The organism is Flavobacterium sp. Root186 (genome assembly GCF_001428525.1).
GTDB lineage: Bacteria > Bacteroidota > Bacteroidia > Flavobacteriales > Flavobacteriaceae > Flavobacterium.
Genome location: NZ_LMHW01000012.1, coordinates 70824 through 90186, shown reverse-complemented (window position 1 = coordinate 90186; position 19363 = coordinate 70824). Strand labels below are relative to the sequence as shown.

Here is a 19363-nt window from a genome sequence, read left to right as displayed (position 1 = left end):
TTCGATTTATTTCTTGACCAGCATTCTTTTTATTTCGTTCAGTTTCATCAATGCTTCAACCGGTGTAATCGCATTAATATCGAGACTTAAGATCTCTTCTTTAATTTCTTCAAGTAAAGGATCATCCAAATTAAAGAAACTCATCTGCATTTCATCATTAGCCGATTTTACTCCGTTTAATGCATCGCTGGAATGATTTTTTTCTAATTTCTTTAAAAGCTTTTGTGCTTTCAAAATTACAATCTGCGGCATTCCGGCCATTTTTGCTACGTGAATTCCAAAACTATGCTCACTTCCGCCTTTTACAAGCTTTCTAACAAAAAGAACCGTATCTTTTAATTCTTTTACTGCAACATTATAATTTTGGATTCTGGAAAGCGATTCTGTCATTTCATTCAATTCATGGTAATGAGTCGCAAACAACGTTTTTGGTTTTGACGGATGTTCGTGCAAAAATTCAGCAATAGCCCAAGCAATGGAAATTCCGTCGTATGTACTCGTTCCTCTTCCAATTTCATCCAAAAGAACCAAGCTGCGATCTGAAATATTATTCAAGATTGAAGCAGTTTCATTCATTTCAACCATAAAAGTCGACTCTCCCATTGAGATATTATCAGAAGCACCTACTCTTGTAAAGATTTTATCTACAACTCCCATTCTTACGCTGTCAGCCGGAACAAAACTTCCCATTTGAGCCAAAAGCACAATCAAGGCTGTTTGTCTTAAAATTGCCGATTTACCTGACATGTTAGGTCCCGTAATCATTATAATCTGCTGTGTTTCTCTATCAAGAAAAACATCGTTTGCAATATAAGGAGTTCCAACCGGCAATTGTTTTTCAATCACAGGGTGTCTTCCATTTTTAATATCTAATTCAAAAGTATCATCAATTTCGGGGCATACATATTGATTCTCAACAGCCATTTGTGTAAACGAACATAAACAGTCTAATTGTGCCACCAAATAAGCATTCATTTGAACAGGTTTAATATAAGTCGCAATCCAGGCAACCAACTGTTCAAAAAGCTCCGATTCAATTTTATGAATTTTTTCTTCGGCTCCTAAAATTTTAGTTTCGTACTCCTTTAATTCTTCGGTAATATAACGTTCTGCATTTACTAAAGTCTGTTTACGAATCCATTCTTCCGGAACTTTATCTTTATGTGTGTTTCGAACTTCAATGTAATAACCAAAAACATTATTGAATGATATTTTTAAAGATGAAATTCCTGTGCGTTCTGATTCTCTTCTTTCTATTCCTTCCAAGAACTCTTTTCCAGATGTAGAAATGGCTCTCAATTCATCTAATTCTTCATTAATTCCTCTTGCAATTGCATTTCCTTTTGAAATAGCAACCGGCGCATCCTGATTTAAGGTGTTTTTAATTTTTTCACGTAACAAATCACACGAATGCAGACTGTCTCCAATAACCTTTACAGCTTCCTGCGAACTTTCGAGCGCTAATGTTTTTATTGGAATAATAGCATCCAGAGATTCTTTCAAATAAACAATTTCACGAGGAGAAACTTTTCCTGCCGCAATTTTAGAAATCAAACGCTCTAAATCTGAAATTTGCTTAATTTGATATTGAATATTTTGTAAAACATCCTGATTTGATTTCAAATAGGCAACCACATCATGACGTCCTTTTATTTTATTACCGTCTTTTAGCGGAAGTGCCAGCCAGCGTTTCAATAAACGCCCGCCCATTGGCGAAAGCGTTTTATCGATTACATCTAAAAGTGTTACTGCATTTGGATTATAGCTGTGATACAATTCTAAGTTTCTAATCGTAAAACGATCCATCCACACATAAGCATCTTCGGCAATTCGCTGAATTGCGGTAATATGCTGCACTCTGTTATGCTGTGTTTCTGATAAATAATAAAGGATTGCTCCGGCAGAAATAATTCCTTCTTTTAATTCTTCTACACCAAAACCTTTTAAAGAATTAGTTTGAAAATGTTTGGTCAGCGTTTCTAAAGCATAATCTTCTTTGTAAATCCAGTCTTCAAGGTAAAAACTATGAAAATCTTCTCCAAAAGCGTTTTTAAAATCACTTTTGCAGTTCTTAGGCACAAGAACCTCACTTGGATTAAAATTCTGCAATAATTTATCTATGTATTCGGCATTTCCCTGAGCGGTAAGAAATTCTCCTGTCGAAACATCTAAAAATGAAATCCCGATATTTTTATTAGCAAAATAAACAGATGCTAAAAAGTTGTTTGTTTTAGATTGTAAAACCTCATCATTTAAAGAAACTCCCGGAGTTACAAGTTCTGTAACCCCTCGTTTTACAATAGTTTTAGTCATTTTAGGATCTTCAAGCTGATCGCAGATTGCAACACGAAGTCCGGCTTTAACCAATTTTGGCAAATAGGTATTGATAGAATGGTGTGGAAAGCCCGCCAGAGCCGTCTCTGTTTCAGACCCTGCGCCTCTTTTTGTTAATGTAATCCCAAGAATTTTAGAAGCTCTGATGGCATCTTCTCCAAAAGTTTCATAAAAATCCCCTACTCTGAAAAGCAGACATGCATCAGGATATTTTCTCTTGATTTCGTTGTACTGTTTCATTAAAGGTGTTTCCTTCACTACTTTCTCTTTAGCTGCCAAAATTGATATGTTTTTAAATGAAAATTAAGACAGCGAATTTATAATTTTTTGGCGGCATATCGAGCACTTCAAAAATTAAAATATTTTAAGTTTTTTTTATGTTCAGATATAAGAATTTTATATAGCTTTGTTCATCATTAAAAAAGACCCTTAAAAATGAAAAAAATAATTTTATTCGCTATGTTAGCTGTAGCTGGTATTACGGCTACGAATGCACAAACAACTAAAAAAGCTAAAGCTGCTAAGGTTGCAAAAGTTGAAGGAGCTGGAATGCTTTTCGAAACAGAAACTATTGATTACGGAACTATCGCTCACAATGCTGACGGTAAACGTGAATTCGTTTTTGTTAACAACGGAACAAAACCGTTAATCATTACAAACACTCAAGGTTCTTGTGGTTGTACAGTTCCTACAACACCAAAAGAGCCAATCGCTCCAGGTGCTAAAGGTATAATTGGTGTAAAATATGCTACTGACAGAGTTGGTGCTTTCACTAAAACTGTAACTGTTACTTCAAATGCTGAAGGACAACCAACAAAAGTACTTACAATTAAAGGTACTGTTTTACCAGATCCAGTAAAAAGCTAATCTGAGAAACAACAAAATAATTGAAAAAGCTTCCTTATCTTTGGAAGCTTTTTTTATGACCTGAATTTAAACCAATGAGAAAACTTGAAAATAGCGAATTAGACAGAAAATCAATCGAAGATTTTAAAAAATCAGACAAAACTCCTTTAATATTGGTTTTGGATGATATTCGCAGTTTGCACAATATTGGATCTGTTTTTAGAACTGCCGATGCTTTTTTGATCGAAAAAATAATTCTTTGCGGTATTACAGCTACTCCTCCCAATAAAGAAATTCATAAAACTGCTCTTGGCGCTACCGAAACTGTTGCGTGGGAACATCACGAAAATGTATTGGAAGTCATCGAAAATCTTAAAAAAGAAAATGTCCTGACTCTTGCTATTGAACAAGTTGAAAGTGCCATTTTTCTTCAGGATTTTAAAGTGGAGAAAAACCAAAAATATGCTTTAGTTTTTGGAAATGAAGTTTACGGTGTATCTCAGGAAGCAGTTGCAATTTGCGACGGCTGTATTGAAATTCCGCAGTTAGGCACAAAACATTCTTTAAATATTTCTGTAAGCGCCGGAATTGTGGTTTGGGATTTGTTTCAAAAATTAAACTGGCCGAGCTAATAATTAAAGAATATTTTTACCAAAAAAATGTGATATTTAAATTAGTTTAAGCTTTTAAATGTTAGATATTTAAATATATTTTTTTATTATTAAGAAATTGATACTTTTATAAAATGAAAACTATCAATTTCCTTAAACCACAACATTTATTTTTCTTACTGCTTTTCCCTTTTACTGGATTTGCTCAATATACATCTATTCCTGATCAAAGATTTGAGCAGGCCTTAATTGATTTGAATATTGACAGCGGTGCTCCTGATAGTCAGGTTCTGACAGCAAATGTTAAAGACGTAACAGAATTAAAACTTTCAGGTAAAAACATTGCTGATTTAACAGGTATTGAGGCTTTTGTAAAATTGACAAGCTTAGATGTTGGACTAACTAACGAAGATATCAATAAAGGAAATTTTCTTACCACTTTAAATCTTACAAACAATATTTTACTAAGTTCTTTAAGATGTGGTCACAACCATTTATCTAATATAGATCTTTCTAAAAACACGGAATTAAAAGTTTTATTTATAGAAAATAACGGATTAAACAGTTTAGATGTTTCAAAAAATACACATTTAAACACTCTCTATTGTTCTAATAATAATATATCAAATTTAGATCTCACTAAAAATACTACTTTATTAAATTTAAATTGCAATTTTAATCAATTAACAACTTTAGATCTTTCAAAAAACATCATTCTGGAAAATATAAACTGTGCCTCTAACAATTTGTCCAGTTTTGATATTTCTAAAAACTCTTTATTAAAATCTTTAGACGTAAATAGCAATCAAATAACTTCTCTTAATTTTTCTAGTAATCCAGATTTAACATACTTAAACTGCCATAATAATCAATTCTCTAGTTTAGATGTGTCTAACAATACTAATCTGAATTTTTTTTATTGTAGTGATAACCAGCTAACAAATTTGAATTTAAAAAATGGGCAGAACGCAAAACTAGCCATTGGAAATTTTAAATCTAATTCTGGTCTAACCTGTATACTAGTAGATAATGAGGCTTATTCAAATGCAAATTGGACAATCTTCAAAGATAATACAACAAAATATTCAAACGACTGCAGTAAACCTGCAACAACTGCTCCTATTGTTAAAGCAACCGGAGATCAATTATACTGTCCACAAAATACAATAAAAGTTGTAACTGATTTCACTATTACGCACGATCCTGCAGAAACAGGAACTAAAGCTGTTTATATTCAAATTTCATCTGGTTATTCAAGTGGTTTAGATCAGCTTACGCTTTCAAATCCGGCAGCGCACCCTAATGTAACAACAAGCTGGGATGCAACAGCAGGGAAATTAAGCATAACAAGCCCAACAGGCGGTAATGTTTTATATTCTGACTTAGTTGACGCTGTAAAAGATGTTGTTTTCTCAAATTCTTCAGCTACAGCTTCCGGAACAAGAACTTTCTCCATAACAATTGGTAATGCTAATTATTTACCTTCAACACAGCATTTTTATTTATTTGTTCCGAGTATTGGTATTACCTGGACAAGTGCCAAAGCCGCTGCAGAAACAAGTACTTATTACGGGCTTACAGGATATTTAGCTACCGTTTTATCTGCAGATGAAGCTCAATTAATAGGTGAACAAGCCTCAGGAACGGGATGGATTGGCGGAAGCGATGCAGAAACCGAAGGTGTTTGGAAATGGGCAACCGGACCCGAAGCAGGAACTGTAATGAGTTATACTTTCTGGAATTCCGGAGAACCAAACAATCTAGGAGAAGAAGATTATGCACACATTACACAACCCGGTATAGGAATAAGAGGCTCTTGGAACGACCTTTCTAACACAGGATCATTAGCGTCTGGCGACCCTTATCAACCAAAAGGTTATGTTGTGGAATATGGCGGGATGCCCGGAGAATCTCCGTTGGAAATTGCTGCAAGTACAAAAATTACAATTCCAGTAGCAACGCCATCTGCAAATCCTAATCCTGTTTGCGATTCAGGAAGTTTTACTTTTAATGCAACAGCAACTGCCGGCGCAACAATTAGCTGGTATGATGCTGCGCTAGGAGGAAATTTATTAGGAACAGGAAACACATATACAACTCCAACAATAAATGCCACAACAACTTATTATGTAGACGCTGGCTGTACATCAAACAGAAAATCGGTTACCGCTACCGTAAACATGACTCCAACAACTCCGGTTGCGAGCCAGCCATCTTATTCAAATTGTGGACCGGGATCAGTTACAATTACGGCCACTTCAAACATTGGAACTATTAACTGGTTTACAGCATCAATTGGAGGAACAAGTGTTTTTAACGGAAGCAGTTTTACAACACCAATTATTTCAGCAAATACAACTTATTATGCCGAAGCCTCAAATTCAGGCTGCGTCAACTCAACCCGTACACCTGTAAGTATTGAAATTTATACACCGCCAGTTGTTCATGACGAAACATTACCGTTATGTCAATCTCAAACTATACAATTAGATGCGGGAATTTCGGGGATGACTTATGCCTGGTCAAATGGAGCTTCTACACAAACAATACCCGTTTCACAAGGCGGTACTTATACTGTAATTGTAACAAGTCCGGCTCCTGAAAATTGTTCAAGCACGAAAACAATTATAGTTGAAGAACATCAGGTTCCTGAAATAGATCGAATTGATGTAAGTGGAACCAGAGTTGTAATTTATCTTAAAAAGCAAGCTTCCTATTTTGAGTTTTCTGTAGACGGCGTTAATTTTCAGGATTCGAATGTTTTTTATGATGTTCCGGGCGGATTACAAACTGCTTATGCTCGTGAAAAAAGCGGCTGCGGCGGAGATACCCAAAATTTTGTTGTTCTTGTTTTTCCACCATTTTTCACTCCAAATAACGACACTCATAATGATTTATGGGAAGTAACCGGAATGGAAAATTACCCACAGGCAGAAGTCACTATTTTTGACCGTTATGGTAAACTCATAGCGCAGTTAAATGCTTCTAATATGGCTTGGGACGGAACTTTTGAAAGAACACCACTTCCATCCTCAGATTATTGGTATGCTTTAAAAATAGACAATACGAAACCAATTTTACGAGGACATTTTACCTTAAAGAGATGATTCTGAATTAGAGAATGGGTCAATTAGAAAATGAGATAATTAAAAAACATCTTAAATAAATTATCTAATTGACACATTCTCTAATTTTCTAATTTAGTTTCTTCTGAATTTCGCTTAGTACAAAAAGATAATCTTCCTGCTTTTTTACAAAATCACGATCCGAAACGTCAATAATTAAAACATTCAAATCGGTTTGAGATTTAATATATTCCAGATAACCGTTGTTGATTTTATCTAAATAATCAGCCTGAATGTTTTGCTCATAAGTACGTCCGCGTTTTTTTATGTTTTGAAGAAGACGTTCTGTATTTTGATACAAATAGATGTACAAATCCGGCTTTGGCATTTCTTTATAAATGATATCGAATAAATTTCGGTACAAACGATATTCATCTTCCTGCAGCGTAATTTTAGCAAAAATCAAGGATTTAAAAATATGATAATCGGCTACAATAAAATCTTTAAATAAATCAAATTGCGCTAAATCATCAGATAATTGCTGATAACGATCGGCCAAAAAAGACATTTCAAGCGGAAAAGCATATCTATTTTGATCTTTGTAAAACTTAGGCAGAAACGGATTATCTGCAAAACGTTCTAAAACTGTTTTCGCATTAAAATCGTCTGCAAATTTGTGAACTAAAGTAGTTTTTCCGGCTCCAATATTCCCTTCAAAAGCAATATAATTATATTTCTCTAACGGAATTTCACTCAGCGGACATTTTAAATCCTGAACAATCGTGCAAACGCTGTCGTCTGGAGAAATGGTAATTAATTCTGAAATAGATTTCTGAAAAACAGGATGTTTCCAGTCTAACTTTAAATCTTGTATTGGCAATAAAACAAAATTTCGATTCTGCATTAAAGGATGCGGAATATGAAGTTTTTCAGTTTCGATAACTTCATCATCAAAAACAATTACATCAACATCAATAATCCGGGATTGATACCCTTCCTGATTCGATCTGATTCTTCCTAACTGTTTTTCGACTTTTAAAACCTGATTTAATATTTTTTGTGCCGATGAAGTGGTATGCAAAAGTAACGCGCAATTATAAAATGCATCGCTCTCAAAACCCCAGGCAGGCGTTTCATAAAGCTTAGAAACCCTAATTACAGTTCCCACTTCCTGATGTATCAAAGCAATACAACTTTCAATGTTTTCTAACCTGTTTCCCTGGTTGCTGCCTATAGATAAAACGACTTGATGCTGTGATTTCATAATTAATGCAAATTAACTAAAACTATTTTAGAATTAACTAATATATTTGTGAAACGGCACATCAAATCAATTAAAATTTATGTGCGAAATTTGTAACAAATAGCCCATTAATGCTACTTATTAAAAAAAATATACTTATGAAGTTTTTAGGAAATGTAATTGCCACAGTTATTGGTATTTTTGTATTTATCATGCTCTTCTTTTTTGGGGTGATCCTAATTAGTGCCATTTTTGGCGGAGACGACAAAGTTTCGGTTAAAAATGATTCTGTTATCGAATTAGATTTAAAGCAAATCAATAATGATTATGCAGGAAAATATAAAGATCCTTGGGTAACTGTTTTTTCAGATAAAAAAGGAGTTGGATTAACTGATGTTATTAATGCAATCGAAGCGGCAGAAACAGACGATAATATCAAAGGAATTTCGATCTTAAACGATGAGTCTTCTTTAGGACTTGCGCAATACAAAGATTTAAGGAATGCACTTGAAAGTTTTAAAAAATCAGGAAAATTTGTCTGGGCATACGCCAATACGTATTCACAGAAAGAATATTATTTAAATTCTGTTGCCAATGTTGTTTATTTGAATCCTGCCGGAGATTTAGATTTTAAAGGACTTTCGTCTGAAGTTATGTTTTTTAAAGATTTTCAGGAAAAATCAGGCATCCACATGGAGGTGATTCGTCACGGAAAATACAAAAGTGCCGTTGAGCCATTTTTAGAAAACAAAATGAGTGATGCTAACCGAGAACAAGTTACAGCACTTTTAAATTCTATTTGGTCAACAGTTTGCAGCGATATCTCAAAAAGCCGAAATATTCCGGTTGACAAACTAAATGAAATTGCAAACGGCTTATTAGCCAGAACCCCGCAAATGGCAAAAACACAGCATTTAGTTGATATTGTGGCTTATGAAGATGTTTATCACAATGCCATTAAAAAAGCGTTGAAAGTTAAAGACGATAAAGATTATAATAAAATTTCGATTTTAGATTATACTCAAAATAATGTAACAACGGCATTAACCAATGTTGCTGATAATCAAATTGCAATTATTTACGCTCAAGGCGAAATTGCCGGCGGCGAAGGCGATGTAAATGTTATTGGCGAAGGTTCAATGCGCCGTTCGCTGCAAGAAGCCAGAAAAAATGAAGATGTAAAAGCAATTGTTTTAAGAATTGACAGCCCGGGCGGAAGCGCACTGACTTCTGATTTAATCTGGAGAGAAATTGAAGTAACCAAAAAAGTAAAACCGGTAATTGTTTCAATGGGAAATTATGCCGCATCCGGAGGTTATTATATTGCATGTAATGCGAATAAAATTTTTGCAGAAAGCAATACTATTACAGGTTCTATCGGGGTTTTTGGAGTATTGCCAAACTTTACTCCGCTTGCCAACAAATTAGGAATTAATACCGAACAGGTAAAAACACACGAAAACTCAGCAAATTACAGCCCATTTGTTCCAGTTGATGAAAAGTTTAAAGCCTTTACGCTAGAAGGCGTTGAGCAGATTTACAAAACTTTTGTAACGCATGTTGCCGAAGGAAGAAAAATGACTTTTGCTCAAGTTGATTCTATTGCACAAGGAAGAGTCTGGTCAGGATCTGAAGCTGTGAAAATTGGATTAGTAGATAAAATTGGAGGTTTGAACAATGCCATTACTGAAGCTGCAAAAATTGCTAAAATCAAAGATTATACAACTCAAAACTATCCTGAATACGAAAAAACATTTGGTGATTTAATGGCAAACCTGCCTTTTGCTCAATCTAAAGAAGCCTTTATAAAAGAAGAAATTGGCGAAGAAAACTATATGCTTATTGAGCAGGTAAAAAGATTTCAGAGACAAAAAGGGGTTCAGGCGATGATGCCTTTCGGAATAAACATTAAATAATTCCATTTAAAAATGAAAAATCTATTGCTGTTTTTAAGCGTTTTGTTTTTGACAAACGCAAATGCCCAAAGTCCGAAACAAGATACTTTTAAAGAAACACCTGCAACTTTAAAAATCAATAATGATCAGCTTTTAGGTACGCTTACCATTCCCGACGGAGTAAAAAAATGGCCAGTTGCATTGATCATTTCAGGTTCTGGCCCAACAGACCGAAACGGAAATAATCCGATGATGAAAAACAATTCCTTAAAAATGCTGGCAGAAGAATTAGCCAAAAACGGAATTGCATCTTTACGATTTGACAAACGCGGAATTGGCGAAAGCAAAAAATCGGCAATTACAGAATCTAGTTTAGTTTTTGAAAATTATACAGAAGATGTAAAAAGCTGGATTAACTTTTTGAAACAGGACAAGCGTTTTACACAATTAACGGTTATTGGTCATAGCGAAGGATCTTTAATAGGAATGATCGCCAGCGCAAAAGCTAATAAATTTGTTTCGATTGCCGGAGCCGGAGAATCTGCAGATAAATTGATAAAAACGCAAATAGCTTCTAAATCAAACAAACAGATAGAAGATATGACGTTTCCTATTATTGATAGCTTAAAAAGCGGCAATAAGGTAAACAAAGTCGATCCTCTTTTAAATTCACTTTTCAGGGCAAGTATTCAGCCGTATTTGATTTCATGGTTTAAATACGATCCGCAGGCAGAAATTAAAAAACTGAACATTCCTGTTTTAATTATTCAGGGAAATAATGATTTACAAGTTTCAGTTAAAGATGCCGAAAACTTATCGAAGGCGAAACCGCATTCAGAATTGGTAATTGTAGATAAAATGAACCATATCATGAAAATAATTGACGGCGATCAAAAGGCCAATATGGAGAGTTATGCTAATGAAACTCTTCCTGTTTCTGAAACCATGGTCCATAAGATTGTTTCGTTTATTAAAAAATAGTTACAACAATAAAAAAGTAAATCCGTTTGAAAAGTATCAAGCGGATTTTTTTTTATTCAATACTAACATAATTTTCTTACATTATTAAGAAAATTTTATCGCCGTACTTCAATAAAAAAACTATTTTTGCAGAGTCAATTTTCAAAAAAATAAACCTCAAATCTATAAATATGTTAAAGAAAATTTTAAAAGTAACTGCCATTGTTCTAGTGGTTTTTGTGGCCGCACTATTTGCCATTCCGTATTTCTTTAAAGACCAAATCAAGGCTAAAATTGCCGAAGCAATCAACGAAAGTGTTGATGCCAAAGTCAGCTTTGCTGATGCTGATTTAAGCTTGTTTAAGAATTTCCCGAATGCTGCAGTTGGAATCGAAAAGCTGGTTATCATCAACAAAGCGCCTTTTGAAGGAGATACTTTGGTATCATTAGGAGAATTAAATCTTAAAATGAGTATTAAAGAGCTTTTTAAAGGAAAAGACGAACCTTTAAACATTCAGGGAATTACGTCTGAAAATGGTTTAATCAATATTATCTTCAATAAAGATGGAGTTGGGAATTTTGATATTGCTTTAAAAGACAAAAAAGAAGACAAAACGGATGAAAAAAGCAGTCCGCTTTCTTTAAAAATTCAAAACTATAAAATTGAGAACTTTACCTTTAGATATATCGATCAGGGTTCAAAAATCAAAATGGTTATTGACAGTTTAAATCACGAAGGAACTGGAGATTTCACCAATTCAAAACTGGATTTAAATACAAAAACTACAGCAAACGTATCTTTAGATATGGATAAAGTTAATTATATGAAAAATATAAAACTGACTTTAGACGCTGTTTTAGGAATTGATTTAGAACAAAGTAAATATACTTTTAAGGAAAATAAAGCTTTAATTAACCAATTGCCGTTAGAATTTGACGGATTTATTCAAATGGTTAAAGAAGGCCAAATTTATGACTTGAAATTTAAAACGCCAACTTCGTCGTTTACCAATTTCTTAGGATTAATTCCTTCTGCTTATGCATCAAGTCTTGACGGCGTAAAAACAACCGGGGATTTTACCGTGGTTGGTTTTGCAAAAGGTAAATTAACAGACACAACAGTTCCTGCATTCAACATTGCCATTGCTTCAAACAATGCTTCATTTCAATATCCGAACTTACCAAAATCAGTCCAGAATATTGTAATTGATACTAAAATTATCAACGAAACCGGAATTCTAAACGATACTTATGTAAACTTAGATAAACTGTCTTTCAGAATTGATCAGGATGTTTTTAGCGCTAAAGCAAATGTTAGAAACATTACCGTTAATCCGCTTGTAAATGCTGCTTTAAAAGGAACTATCAATTTAGCAAATCTTTCAAAAGCATATCCAATTAAAATGGATAAACCACTGGCAGGTATTTTAAAAGCTGATGTTACTACAAATTTTGATATGGCATCTGTTGAAAAAAGCCAGTATCAAAACATCAAGAATGCCGGAACTATGAGTTTATCAGGATTTAAATATACTGATGAAAACAATAAATCAATGAATATCAGTACGGCTTTAGTTGAGTTCAACCCAAGTACCATCAACCTGAAACAGTTTAATGCTACAACCGGAAAAAGTGATATTGCTATCAACGGAGTTTTAGAAAATTTCTACGGTTTTATGTTTAAGAAACAAGAACTTAAAGGAAACTTCAACATGAGTTCTAATCAATTGGCTGTTGATGATTTTATGACTTCGGGAGAACCGGCAAAAACAGAAGAAAAAACGCCTGCAAAACCAGCCGAGGCTATGAAAATTCCAGCGTTCTTGAACTGTACTTTAAATGCAAAAGCTACAACGGTTTTATATGACAATTTAAAACTAAAAGATGTTTCTGGAAAATTGATTATTAAAGATGAAAAAGCTCTTTTAGAAAACTTTAAAACGTCAATTTTTGGCGGAACAATTGGTTTGACAGGATCAGTTTCGACAAAAGCAAAAGTACCAACATTTGATATGAATTTAGGTTTCAACCAAGTTGATATTGCGCAGACTTTTACGCAGTTAGACATGATGAAAAAAATTGCGCCAATTGCCGGAATTATCAATGGTAAATTGAATTCGACTATTAAATTAAACGGAAATTTAGATGATAAGGAATTAACTCCTGACTTAAAATCTATTTCGGGAGATTTAATTGGGCAATTGCTTTCCACAACGATAAATGCTAAAAATTCTACTGTGTTGAATTCTTTAACTTCAAACATTAAATTCCTTGATATGAATAAAGTGAATTTGAATGATATTAAAGCAGCCTTAACATTTGAAAACGGAAAAGTAAACGTAAAACCTTTCGATATTAAATATCAGGATATTAAAGTAACAGTTGGCGGAACTCACGGTTTTGACCAAACGATGAATTACAATTTAAAATTTGACGTTCCTGCTAAATATCTAGGAAGCGAAGCAAATGCTTTTATTGCAAAAATGTCTCCTGCAGATGCTGCGAAACTGGAAAATATTCCAATCAATGCCGTTATTGGAGGAAACTTTTCAAACCCAAAAGTTACTACGGATATGAAAAGTGCAGTTAGTAGTTTAGCATCGCAAGTAGCAAATCAGCAAAAAGAAAAATTGACTCAAAAAGGTACTGCTGCTCTGACTGACTTAATTAATAAAAATACAAAAGCAAAAGACACTACGCAGGCTGCAAAAACGGAGAAAGAGCAAAAAACTCAGGAAACGACTAAAAAAGCAAGTGACTTAATCAACGGTCTTTTCAAAAAGAAAAAATAAGCTTTACTAAAATAAAAAACTGCTCTTGAAAGTAATTTCGGGAGCAGTTTCTTTTTATAGAATTCTGATTTGAATTTATTTATTCAATATCTTATTTATGGCATTAATATAATCCGGAATTGTTAATTGGTTGGTGTCAATTCCTATACTGTTATTTCCGTATGGCTGATATTTTTTTAGAATTGAAATTGAAAACAAACCAACAGTTGGCGCTTTTGATGCACTTGACAAATGCATAATTCCGCTGTCAGCTCCAATAAAAACATCTACATTTGCTAAAACAGCTCCTATTTCGCGAATATCCTTGCTGTAGAATGAAGGCGCCTGAAAATCAATTTGAGATACATTTTCGACTGGTAAAACTTCGAAAATATTATAATCCGGATATTCCTTTTTTAAAGCGGTATAAAAATCTTCCCACCACGAAACGCAATAACATTTTTCTCCAGTTGCAAACGTAAAAATTGCGATTGTTCTTTTCTTTTGATCAATAATATTGTTGAGAATTTCTTTTCCTTTTGAAATTTCTTCCTCAGTTAATTTTAGATCAAGAAGCGCAACTGGTTCTTTTTTGTCCTCTACACCAAATTGGCTTAAAAAATATCTTAAGTTATAAACAGGATATTTTGCAATATGCTCATGATCATCATAATTGGACTGCACATTTTCTGGAAGGTCTCCAAAAAATTTATATTTAGCATTTGAGAATTGAACGGCTAAACGGCCCGAAGAAGAATTTTGATCAACATTAATTACAAGATCGTAATTCTGTTTTTTTATTAAAGTCCAGACTTTAAAATATTTGACTAAGTCTTTGAAAGGTTTTTTAGGAAGGTCAATTATTTTATCGACATTATCATACTTTTCAAAAACAATTGGAGCTAATGTTCCTTTTACAAACAAATCGATTTTACACCCCGGAAATACCGCAGAGACTTCCTGGATAAGCGGTGTAACTAAAAGCATGTTTCCAAGTCTGCCGTTTGGTCTGCAGATTAGTACTTTTTTAATTTTGCTTTTATCAATCGTTCCGCTTTTACTAATGTTTGCATTACCAATATTCTTGGTTAAAATACGCATTAGGCCACGCCTGACTTTATTAATGCTAACTTTTTTTAAGCTACTCATTGTGGTATTTATTTCTGATTATTTTTGGAAACTACAAAAACATTTTAGCTAAAAAATAAAGCCTAAATTGTTTAAAATACACTTTTTAAATGTTTCCAAATTTAGCCTCTTTTTTTACTCAAAAATAAATTCTAATGATAAGCAATTATTACAAAATTGTAATAAAATCTATCATTATTCACATTTTTGTATCTTCCAATGAAATAAAATTACAACAATTAACAAAACAAATGACAAAGAATAGACCATTAGTCATTAAGAATCGACAGACAATAAAAAAGACTAGACGTTGATATTTACAACGTAACCTTCTGAACCACGGATATTAAATACTGTTCCGTTTTCAAAAATTAAATACTGGCCTTTAATTCCTACAAGTTTTCCCTGAAAAATTGGGGTTTTATCTAAATTCAAACTTGCCACTTTTCCAGGATAATTTAAAACCGGATAATTTAATTCGTATAAATCATTTTTCTGACTGTAAAAGTACTCTTTAACTTCTGCCGGAATTAAGTTTTCGACTTTTGATTTTTCAAAAACTAAGTCACAGGATTCTGTAGTACACTGCAGCATTTTTCGCCAGTTTGTTTTATCCGCATAATGATCTTTTAACGCTACCTCGGTAATTCCGGCCAAATAACGATTGGGAACCTCAACAATTGCAATGGCCTGCGTTGCACCCTGATCTATCCAGCGTGTTGGAACCTGGCTTTTGCGTGTTACCCCTACTTTTATTTCGCTTGATAAAGCCAAATAAACGACATGAGGCTGTAATTGTGCTTTTTGTTCGTATTCTAAATCACGGTCTGCAATTCCTAAATGCGCAGTACTCAATTCAGGTCTCATAATCCAGTCGCCTACAGCAGGACTTGAATAGAAACAGTCATAACAAAAACCTTGTCTAAAAATCTTTTTCTTCTTTTGACAATTTAAACATTGAAAACCAGCAAAACTAATCTCAATTTCTTTATCTAATAATTGATTAACATTCAGGAAACTATCTTCGAAAACTAAATAATATTGAATTGGTTTGCCAAATTCAGTCTGCATTTTTGTAAGTACGCCTTGATATGTCATTAGATTTAAATTGTAGAAATTAGATTTTAGATTTAGACTACTCTTATTTTTTGAGTTAATCTTTAGTTTACAAGTAGTGGTTTTTATTACAAAAAAACACTATTTTTGATACAATGACAAAGTTAATATTTGCTGCTCGATATTCAAATTTAAGTTTCGATTTATATGAATCGTAAAGCCTAAATCTAAAATCAGCAATCTAAAACATAAAAACCACTCATGCCTCTATCAATAATAAATTCTTTCGCTTCCTGGGTCCTCAAACAAAGGATACATCAAATCGAACTTTTTTTAAAATACCCAAATGAAGTTCAGGAAGAACTTTTGCATAATTTATTATTGGCATCTGAAAATACGGTTATTGGAAAAAAATATGATTTTGAATCGATAAAATCTTATCAGACTTTTACAGAAAGAGTTCCAATTGCGAGTTATGAAGAATTACAGCCTTTGATTGAGCGTACGCGTCAGGGTGAGCAGGGTGTTTTTTGGGAATCGCCTATTAAATGGTTTGCCAAATCGAGCGGTACTACAAATGCCAAAAGTAAATTTATCCCGGTAAGTAATGAAGCTCTGGAAGATTGCCATTATAAAGGAAGCAAGGATTTACTTTGCTTGTACTTAAATAATAATGAAGATTCTGAATTGTTTTTAGGGAAGAGTTTGCGCTTGGGCGGAAGTTCTCAGATTTACGAAAACAATAATACTTTCTTTGGCGATTTATCGGCAATTTTGATTGAAAACATGCCAATTTGGGCCGAATTCAGCAGTACACCAAGCAGTAAAACTTCGTTAATGAGCGAATGGGAAACTAAAATTGCTGCGATTATTAATGAAACCAAAAATGAAAATGTAACGAGTTTTGCCGGAGTTCCTTCCTGGATGCTGGTTTTAATGAATAAAGTTCTTGAAAATACGGGCAAACAAAGTTTATTAGAACTTTGGCCAAACCTTGAAGTTTATTTTCACGGCGGCGTGAGTTTCTCTCCTTATAAAGAACAATACAAGAAAATTTTACCAAGCAAGGATTTTAAATACTACGAAATCTATAATGCTTCTGAAGGCTTTTTTGCTATTCAGGATTTAAATAATTCAAGTGATTTATTATTGATGCTGGATTACGGAATTTTCTATGAATTTATTCCGATGGAAACTTTTGGAGCTGCAGATCAAAAAGTGATTCGTTTAGCTGATGTTGAATTGAATAAAAACTATGCCATCGTAATTACCACAAACTCAGGTTTATGGCGTTATTTAATTGGTGATACAGTTCGTTTTACTTCATTGAATCCGTACAGAATTAGAGTTACAGGAAGAACCAAACATCATATTAATGTTTTTGGAGAAGAATTAATGGTTGAAAACACCGATCAGGCCATTGCGAAAGCTTGTCAAATTACTCAAACCGAAGTTATCGATTATACTGTTGCTCCTATTTTTATGCAGGACAAAGAAAAAGGTGCCCATGAATGGATGATTGAATTCAAGCAAAAACCTGCCGATGTTGGTCTTTTCCAAAAAGTTTTAGATGAAACGTTACAGACTTTAAATTCTGATTACGAAGCCAAACGCCAAAACAATATGACCTTAAATCCTTTGGTAATTAATGTGGCGCGTGAGAATTTGTTTTATGATTGGTTGAAGGAAAGAGACAAATTGGGCGGACAACATAAAATTCCAAGACTTTCGAATCAAAGGGATTATTTGGAGCAGCTGAAGGAGATGTGTGCGGTTAAAAGTTAGTCGCTAATTTCACGAATTGTCACGAATTTTTTTATAGCTCTAGCTAGGGGTTTTAAACATAATAATGTTAGGTTTTAGCCGAATTTGCATCGCTAAATAATTGGCTAAAGCCTTAATTTTTGTCAATTCTTATTCCTCTAGCTAAAGCAGGAGGCAATTAAAATAAATCTGCTTTTAAATTTATTTTCTCTTTAAAACGCTAATTCCACTAATCGCATGAGGGATAGAAGTGGAAATCCTTTTGTGTCTCGTTTCTTTAACGAGACACAAAAGATTGTAACGTATAGCCCGACCCGGAGGGACATGCCCATAAAAAAAACCTTAGTCTTTATTTAAAACTAAGGTTTTTATTTTTTATTGATTGTCAGGCTGAGCGAACTCGAAGTCCTTTTCGACATGAAAGCCCTTAGACGTCGCTCAGGGAAACAAACTAGTCTTACATCATATCAATATATCTATCGTGATATCCTAAAAGGTACAAAACGCCATCAAGTCCTAAACTTGAAATTGAGGTTGAAGCACTTTCTTTTACTTTTGGTTTTGCGTGGAAGGCGATTCCTAAACCAGCTAAGTTTAGCATTGGCAAATCGTTTGCACCGTCGCCAACTGCAATAGTTTGGTTGATGTGAATTCCTTCTTTTTCTGCGATTGCTTTTAGATGTTCGGCTTTCTTTAAACCATCTACGATGTCCCCTATATATTTTCCGGTTAGTTTACCGTCTTTAATTTCTAATTGGTTGGCATGAACGTAATCGATACCTAATTCTTTTTGAAGGTATTCTCCAAAATAAGTAAATCCTCCTGAAAGAATTGCAGTTTTATAGCCGTAATATTTTAAGGCTTTCATTAAACGATGCGCGCCTTGTGTGATTGGTAAATTTTCTGCTACTTTTTGCAAAACTTCTTCGCTCAAACCTTCTAACAACGCCATACGCTGCTTGAAACTTTCGTTGAAATCAATTTCACCATTCATTGCAGATTCTGTGATGGCTCGCACCTGATCTCCTACTCCATTTAGTTCTGCCAATTCGTCGATTACTTCGGTTTGGATTAAAGTAGAGTCCATATCGAAGCAAACCAAACGACGGTTTCTTCTGTAAATATTGTCTTCCTGAAAAGAAATATCAACGTTTAAAGTTCTTGAAATTTCCATAAAACTCGCCGTCATGACAATTTTATTTACAATTTCGCCCGTTACAGATAGTTGAATACAAGAACGTGGATATTCTTCTTTTTCTACAATCGAAGTTCTACCTGTTAAACGTATAATAGAATCGATATTCAAATTTTGATCTGACATTATTTTAGTAACCGCAGCCAATTGCGACGCTGCCAGTTTTTCGCCTAAAATATTGATAATATATCGTTGCTTAGATTGTGATTTTACCCATTTCTCATAATCTTCGATAGAAATTGGAATAAACTTTACCTTAATTTCTAGTTCATAAGCTTTAAAAAGCAAATCTTTTAGAACAGGTCCTGAAGATGAACCCGCTTCAATTTCGAATAAAATACCTAAAGATAGCGTGTCATGAATATCGGCCTGACCAATATCTAAAATATTAGCATCGTATGCCGCCAATACAGCTGTTAATCCTGCTGTCACCCCTATTTTATCGTGTCCTGAGACTTTTAATAAAATAATCTCTTTATCTTCTATTGCCATTTT

12 protein-coding genes are annotated in these 19363 nt (G+C 33.7%); 7 read left to right on the top strand and 5 right to left on the bottom strand.

From position 1 onward, the window contains the following. Window positions 1-6: 6 nt before the first annotated feature. Entirely contained in the window at window positions 7-2613 is a 2607-nt protein-coding gene (mutS, locus tag ASD98_RS11570; RefSeq protein WP_056204612.1) for a DNA mismatch repair protein MutS, read from the bottom strand. 156 nt (window positions 2614-2769) lie between these two features. Between mutS and ASD98_RS11565 the strand changes: the two genes are divergently transcribed. The 3 genes from ASD98_RS11565 to ASD98_RS11555 all read left to right on the top strand — a co-directional run bounded on the left by ASD98_RS11565 (window position 2770) and on the right by ASD98_RS11555 (window position 6898). Then, complete coding sequence (locus ASD98_RS11565; RefSeq protein WP_053471598.1) at window positions 2770-3201, top strand: DUF1573 domain-containing protein; 432 nt, start codon at window positions 2770-2772, stop codon at window positions 3199-3201. A 74-nt stretch (window positions 3202-3275) separates the two neighbouring features. Next, the gene (locus ASD98_RS11560; RefSeq protein ID WP_056204609.1) at window positions 3276-3812 is read left to right on the top strand and encodes an RNA methyltransferase; all 537 of its coding nucleotides are present in this window, start codon (window positions 3276-3278) and stop codon (window positions 3810-3812) included. A 113-nt stretch (window positions 3813-3925) separates the two neighbouring features. Then, the gene (locus ASD98_RS11555; protein ID WP_082577838.1) at window positions 3926-6898 is read left to right on the top strand and encodes a T9SS type B sorting domain-containing protein; all 2973 of its coding nucleotides are present in this window, start codon (window positions 3926-3928) and stop codon (window positions 6896-6898) included. An 88-nt stretch (window positions 6899-6986) separates the two neighbouring features. On the opposite strand, the gene folK is transcribed toward ASD98_RS11555, so the two are convergent. Next, window positions 6987-8120, bottom strand: coding sequence for a 2-amino-4-hydroxy-6-hydroxymethyldihydropteridine diphosphokinase (gene folK / locus ASD98_RS11550; protein ID WP_056204606.1), 1134 nt, complete (start codon window positions 8118-8120; stop codon window positions 6987-6989). Window positions 8121-8257: 137 nt separating this feature from the next. Between folK and sppA the strand changes: the two genes are divergently transcribed. From sppA to ASD98_RS11535, 3 genes are all read left to right on the top strand, one after another. Beyond that, a complete protein-coding gene (gene sppA / locus ASD98_RS11545) occupies window positions 8258-10015 on the top strand; it encodes a signal peptide peptidase SppA (protein ID WP_056205428.1) in 1758 nt (585 codons plus the stop codon). Window positions 10016-10027: 12 nt separating this feature from the next. Then, the gene (locus ASD98_RS11540; protein ID WP_056204603.1) at window positions 10028-10975 is read left to right on the top strand and encodes an alpha/beta hydrolase; all 948 of its coding nucleotides are present in this window, start codon (window positions 10028-10030) and stop codon (window positions 10973-10975) included. Window positions 10976-11145: 170 nt separating this feature from the next. Further along, window positions 11146-13746, top strand: a complete 2601-nt coding sequence (locus tag ASD98_RS11535; protein ID WP_056204601.1) for an AsmA-like C-terminal region-containing protein — start codon at window positions 11146-11148, stop codon at window positions 13744-13746. A 75-nt stretch (window positions 13747-13821) separates the two neighbouring features. Here the strand turns inward: ASD98_RS11535 and ASD98_RS11530 are convergent, their stop codons facing one another. Further along, complete coding sequence (locus ASD98_RS11530) at window positions 13822-14874, bottom strand: glycosyltransferase family 9 protein (protein ID WP_056204599.1); 1053 nt, start codon at window positions 14872-14874, stop codon at window positions 13822-13824. A 282-nt stretch (window positions 14875-15156) separates the two neighbouring features. Next, window positions 15157-15951 (bottom strand): DUF2797 domain-containing protein, encoded by a 795-nt coding sequence (locus ASD98_RS11525; protein WP_056204596.1) that lies wholly within the window; start codon window positions 15949-15951, stop codon window positions 15157-15159. 219 nt (window positions 15952-16170) lie between these two features. Here ASD98_RS11525 and ASD98_RS11520 point away from each other — a divergent pair, with 219 nt between their 5' ends. Then, window positions 16171-17694 (top strand): GH3 auxin-responsive promoter family protein, encoded by a 1524-nt coding sequence (locus ASD98_RS11520; protein ID WP_056204592.1) that lies wholly within the window; start codon window positions 16171-16173, stop codon window positions 17692-17694. Between the two features lie 436 nt (window positions 17695-18130). On the opposite strand, the gene serB is transcribed toward ASD98_RS11520, so the two are convergent. Next, window positions 18131-19360, bottom strand: a complete 1230-nt coding sequence (serB, locus tag ASD98_RS11515; protein WP_056205426.1) for a phosphoserine phosphatase SerB — start codon at window positions 19358-19360, stop codon at window positions 18131-18133. Between the last annotated feature and the right edge of the window lie 3 nt (window positions 19361-19363).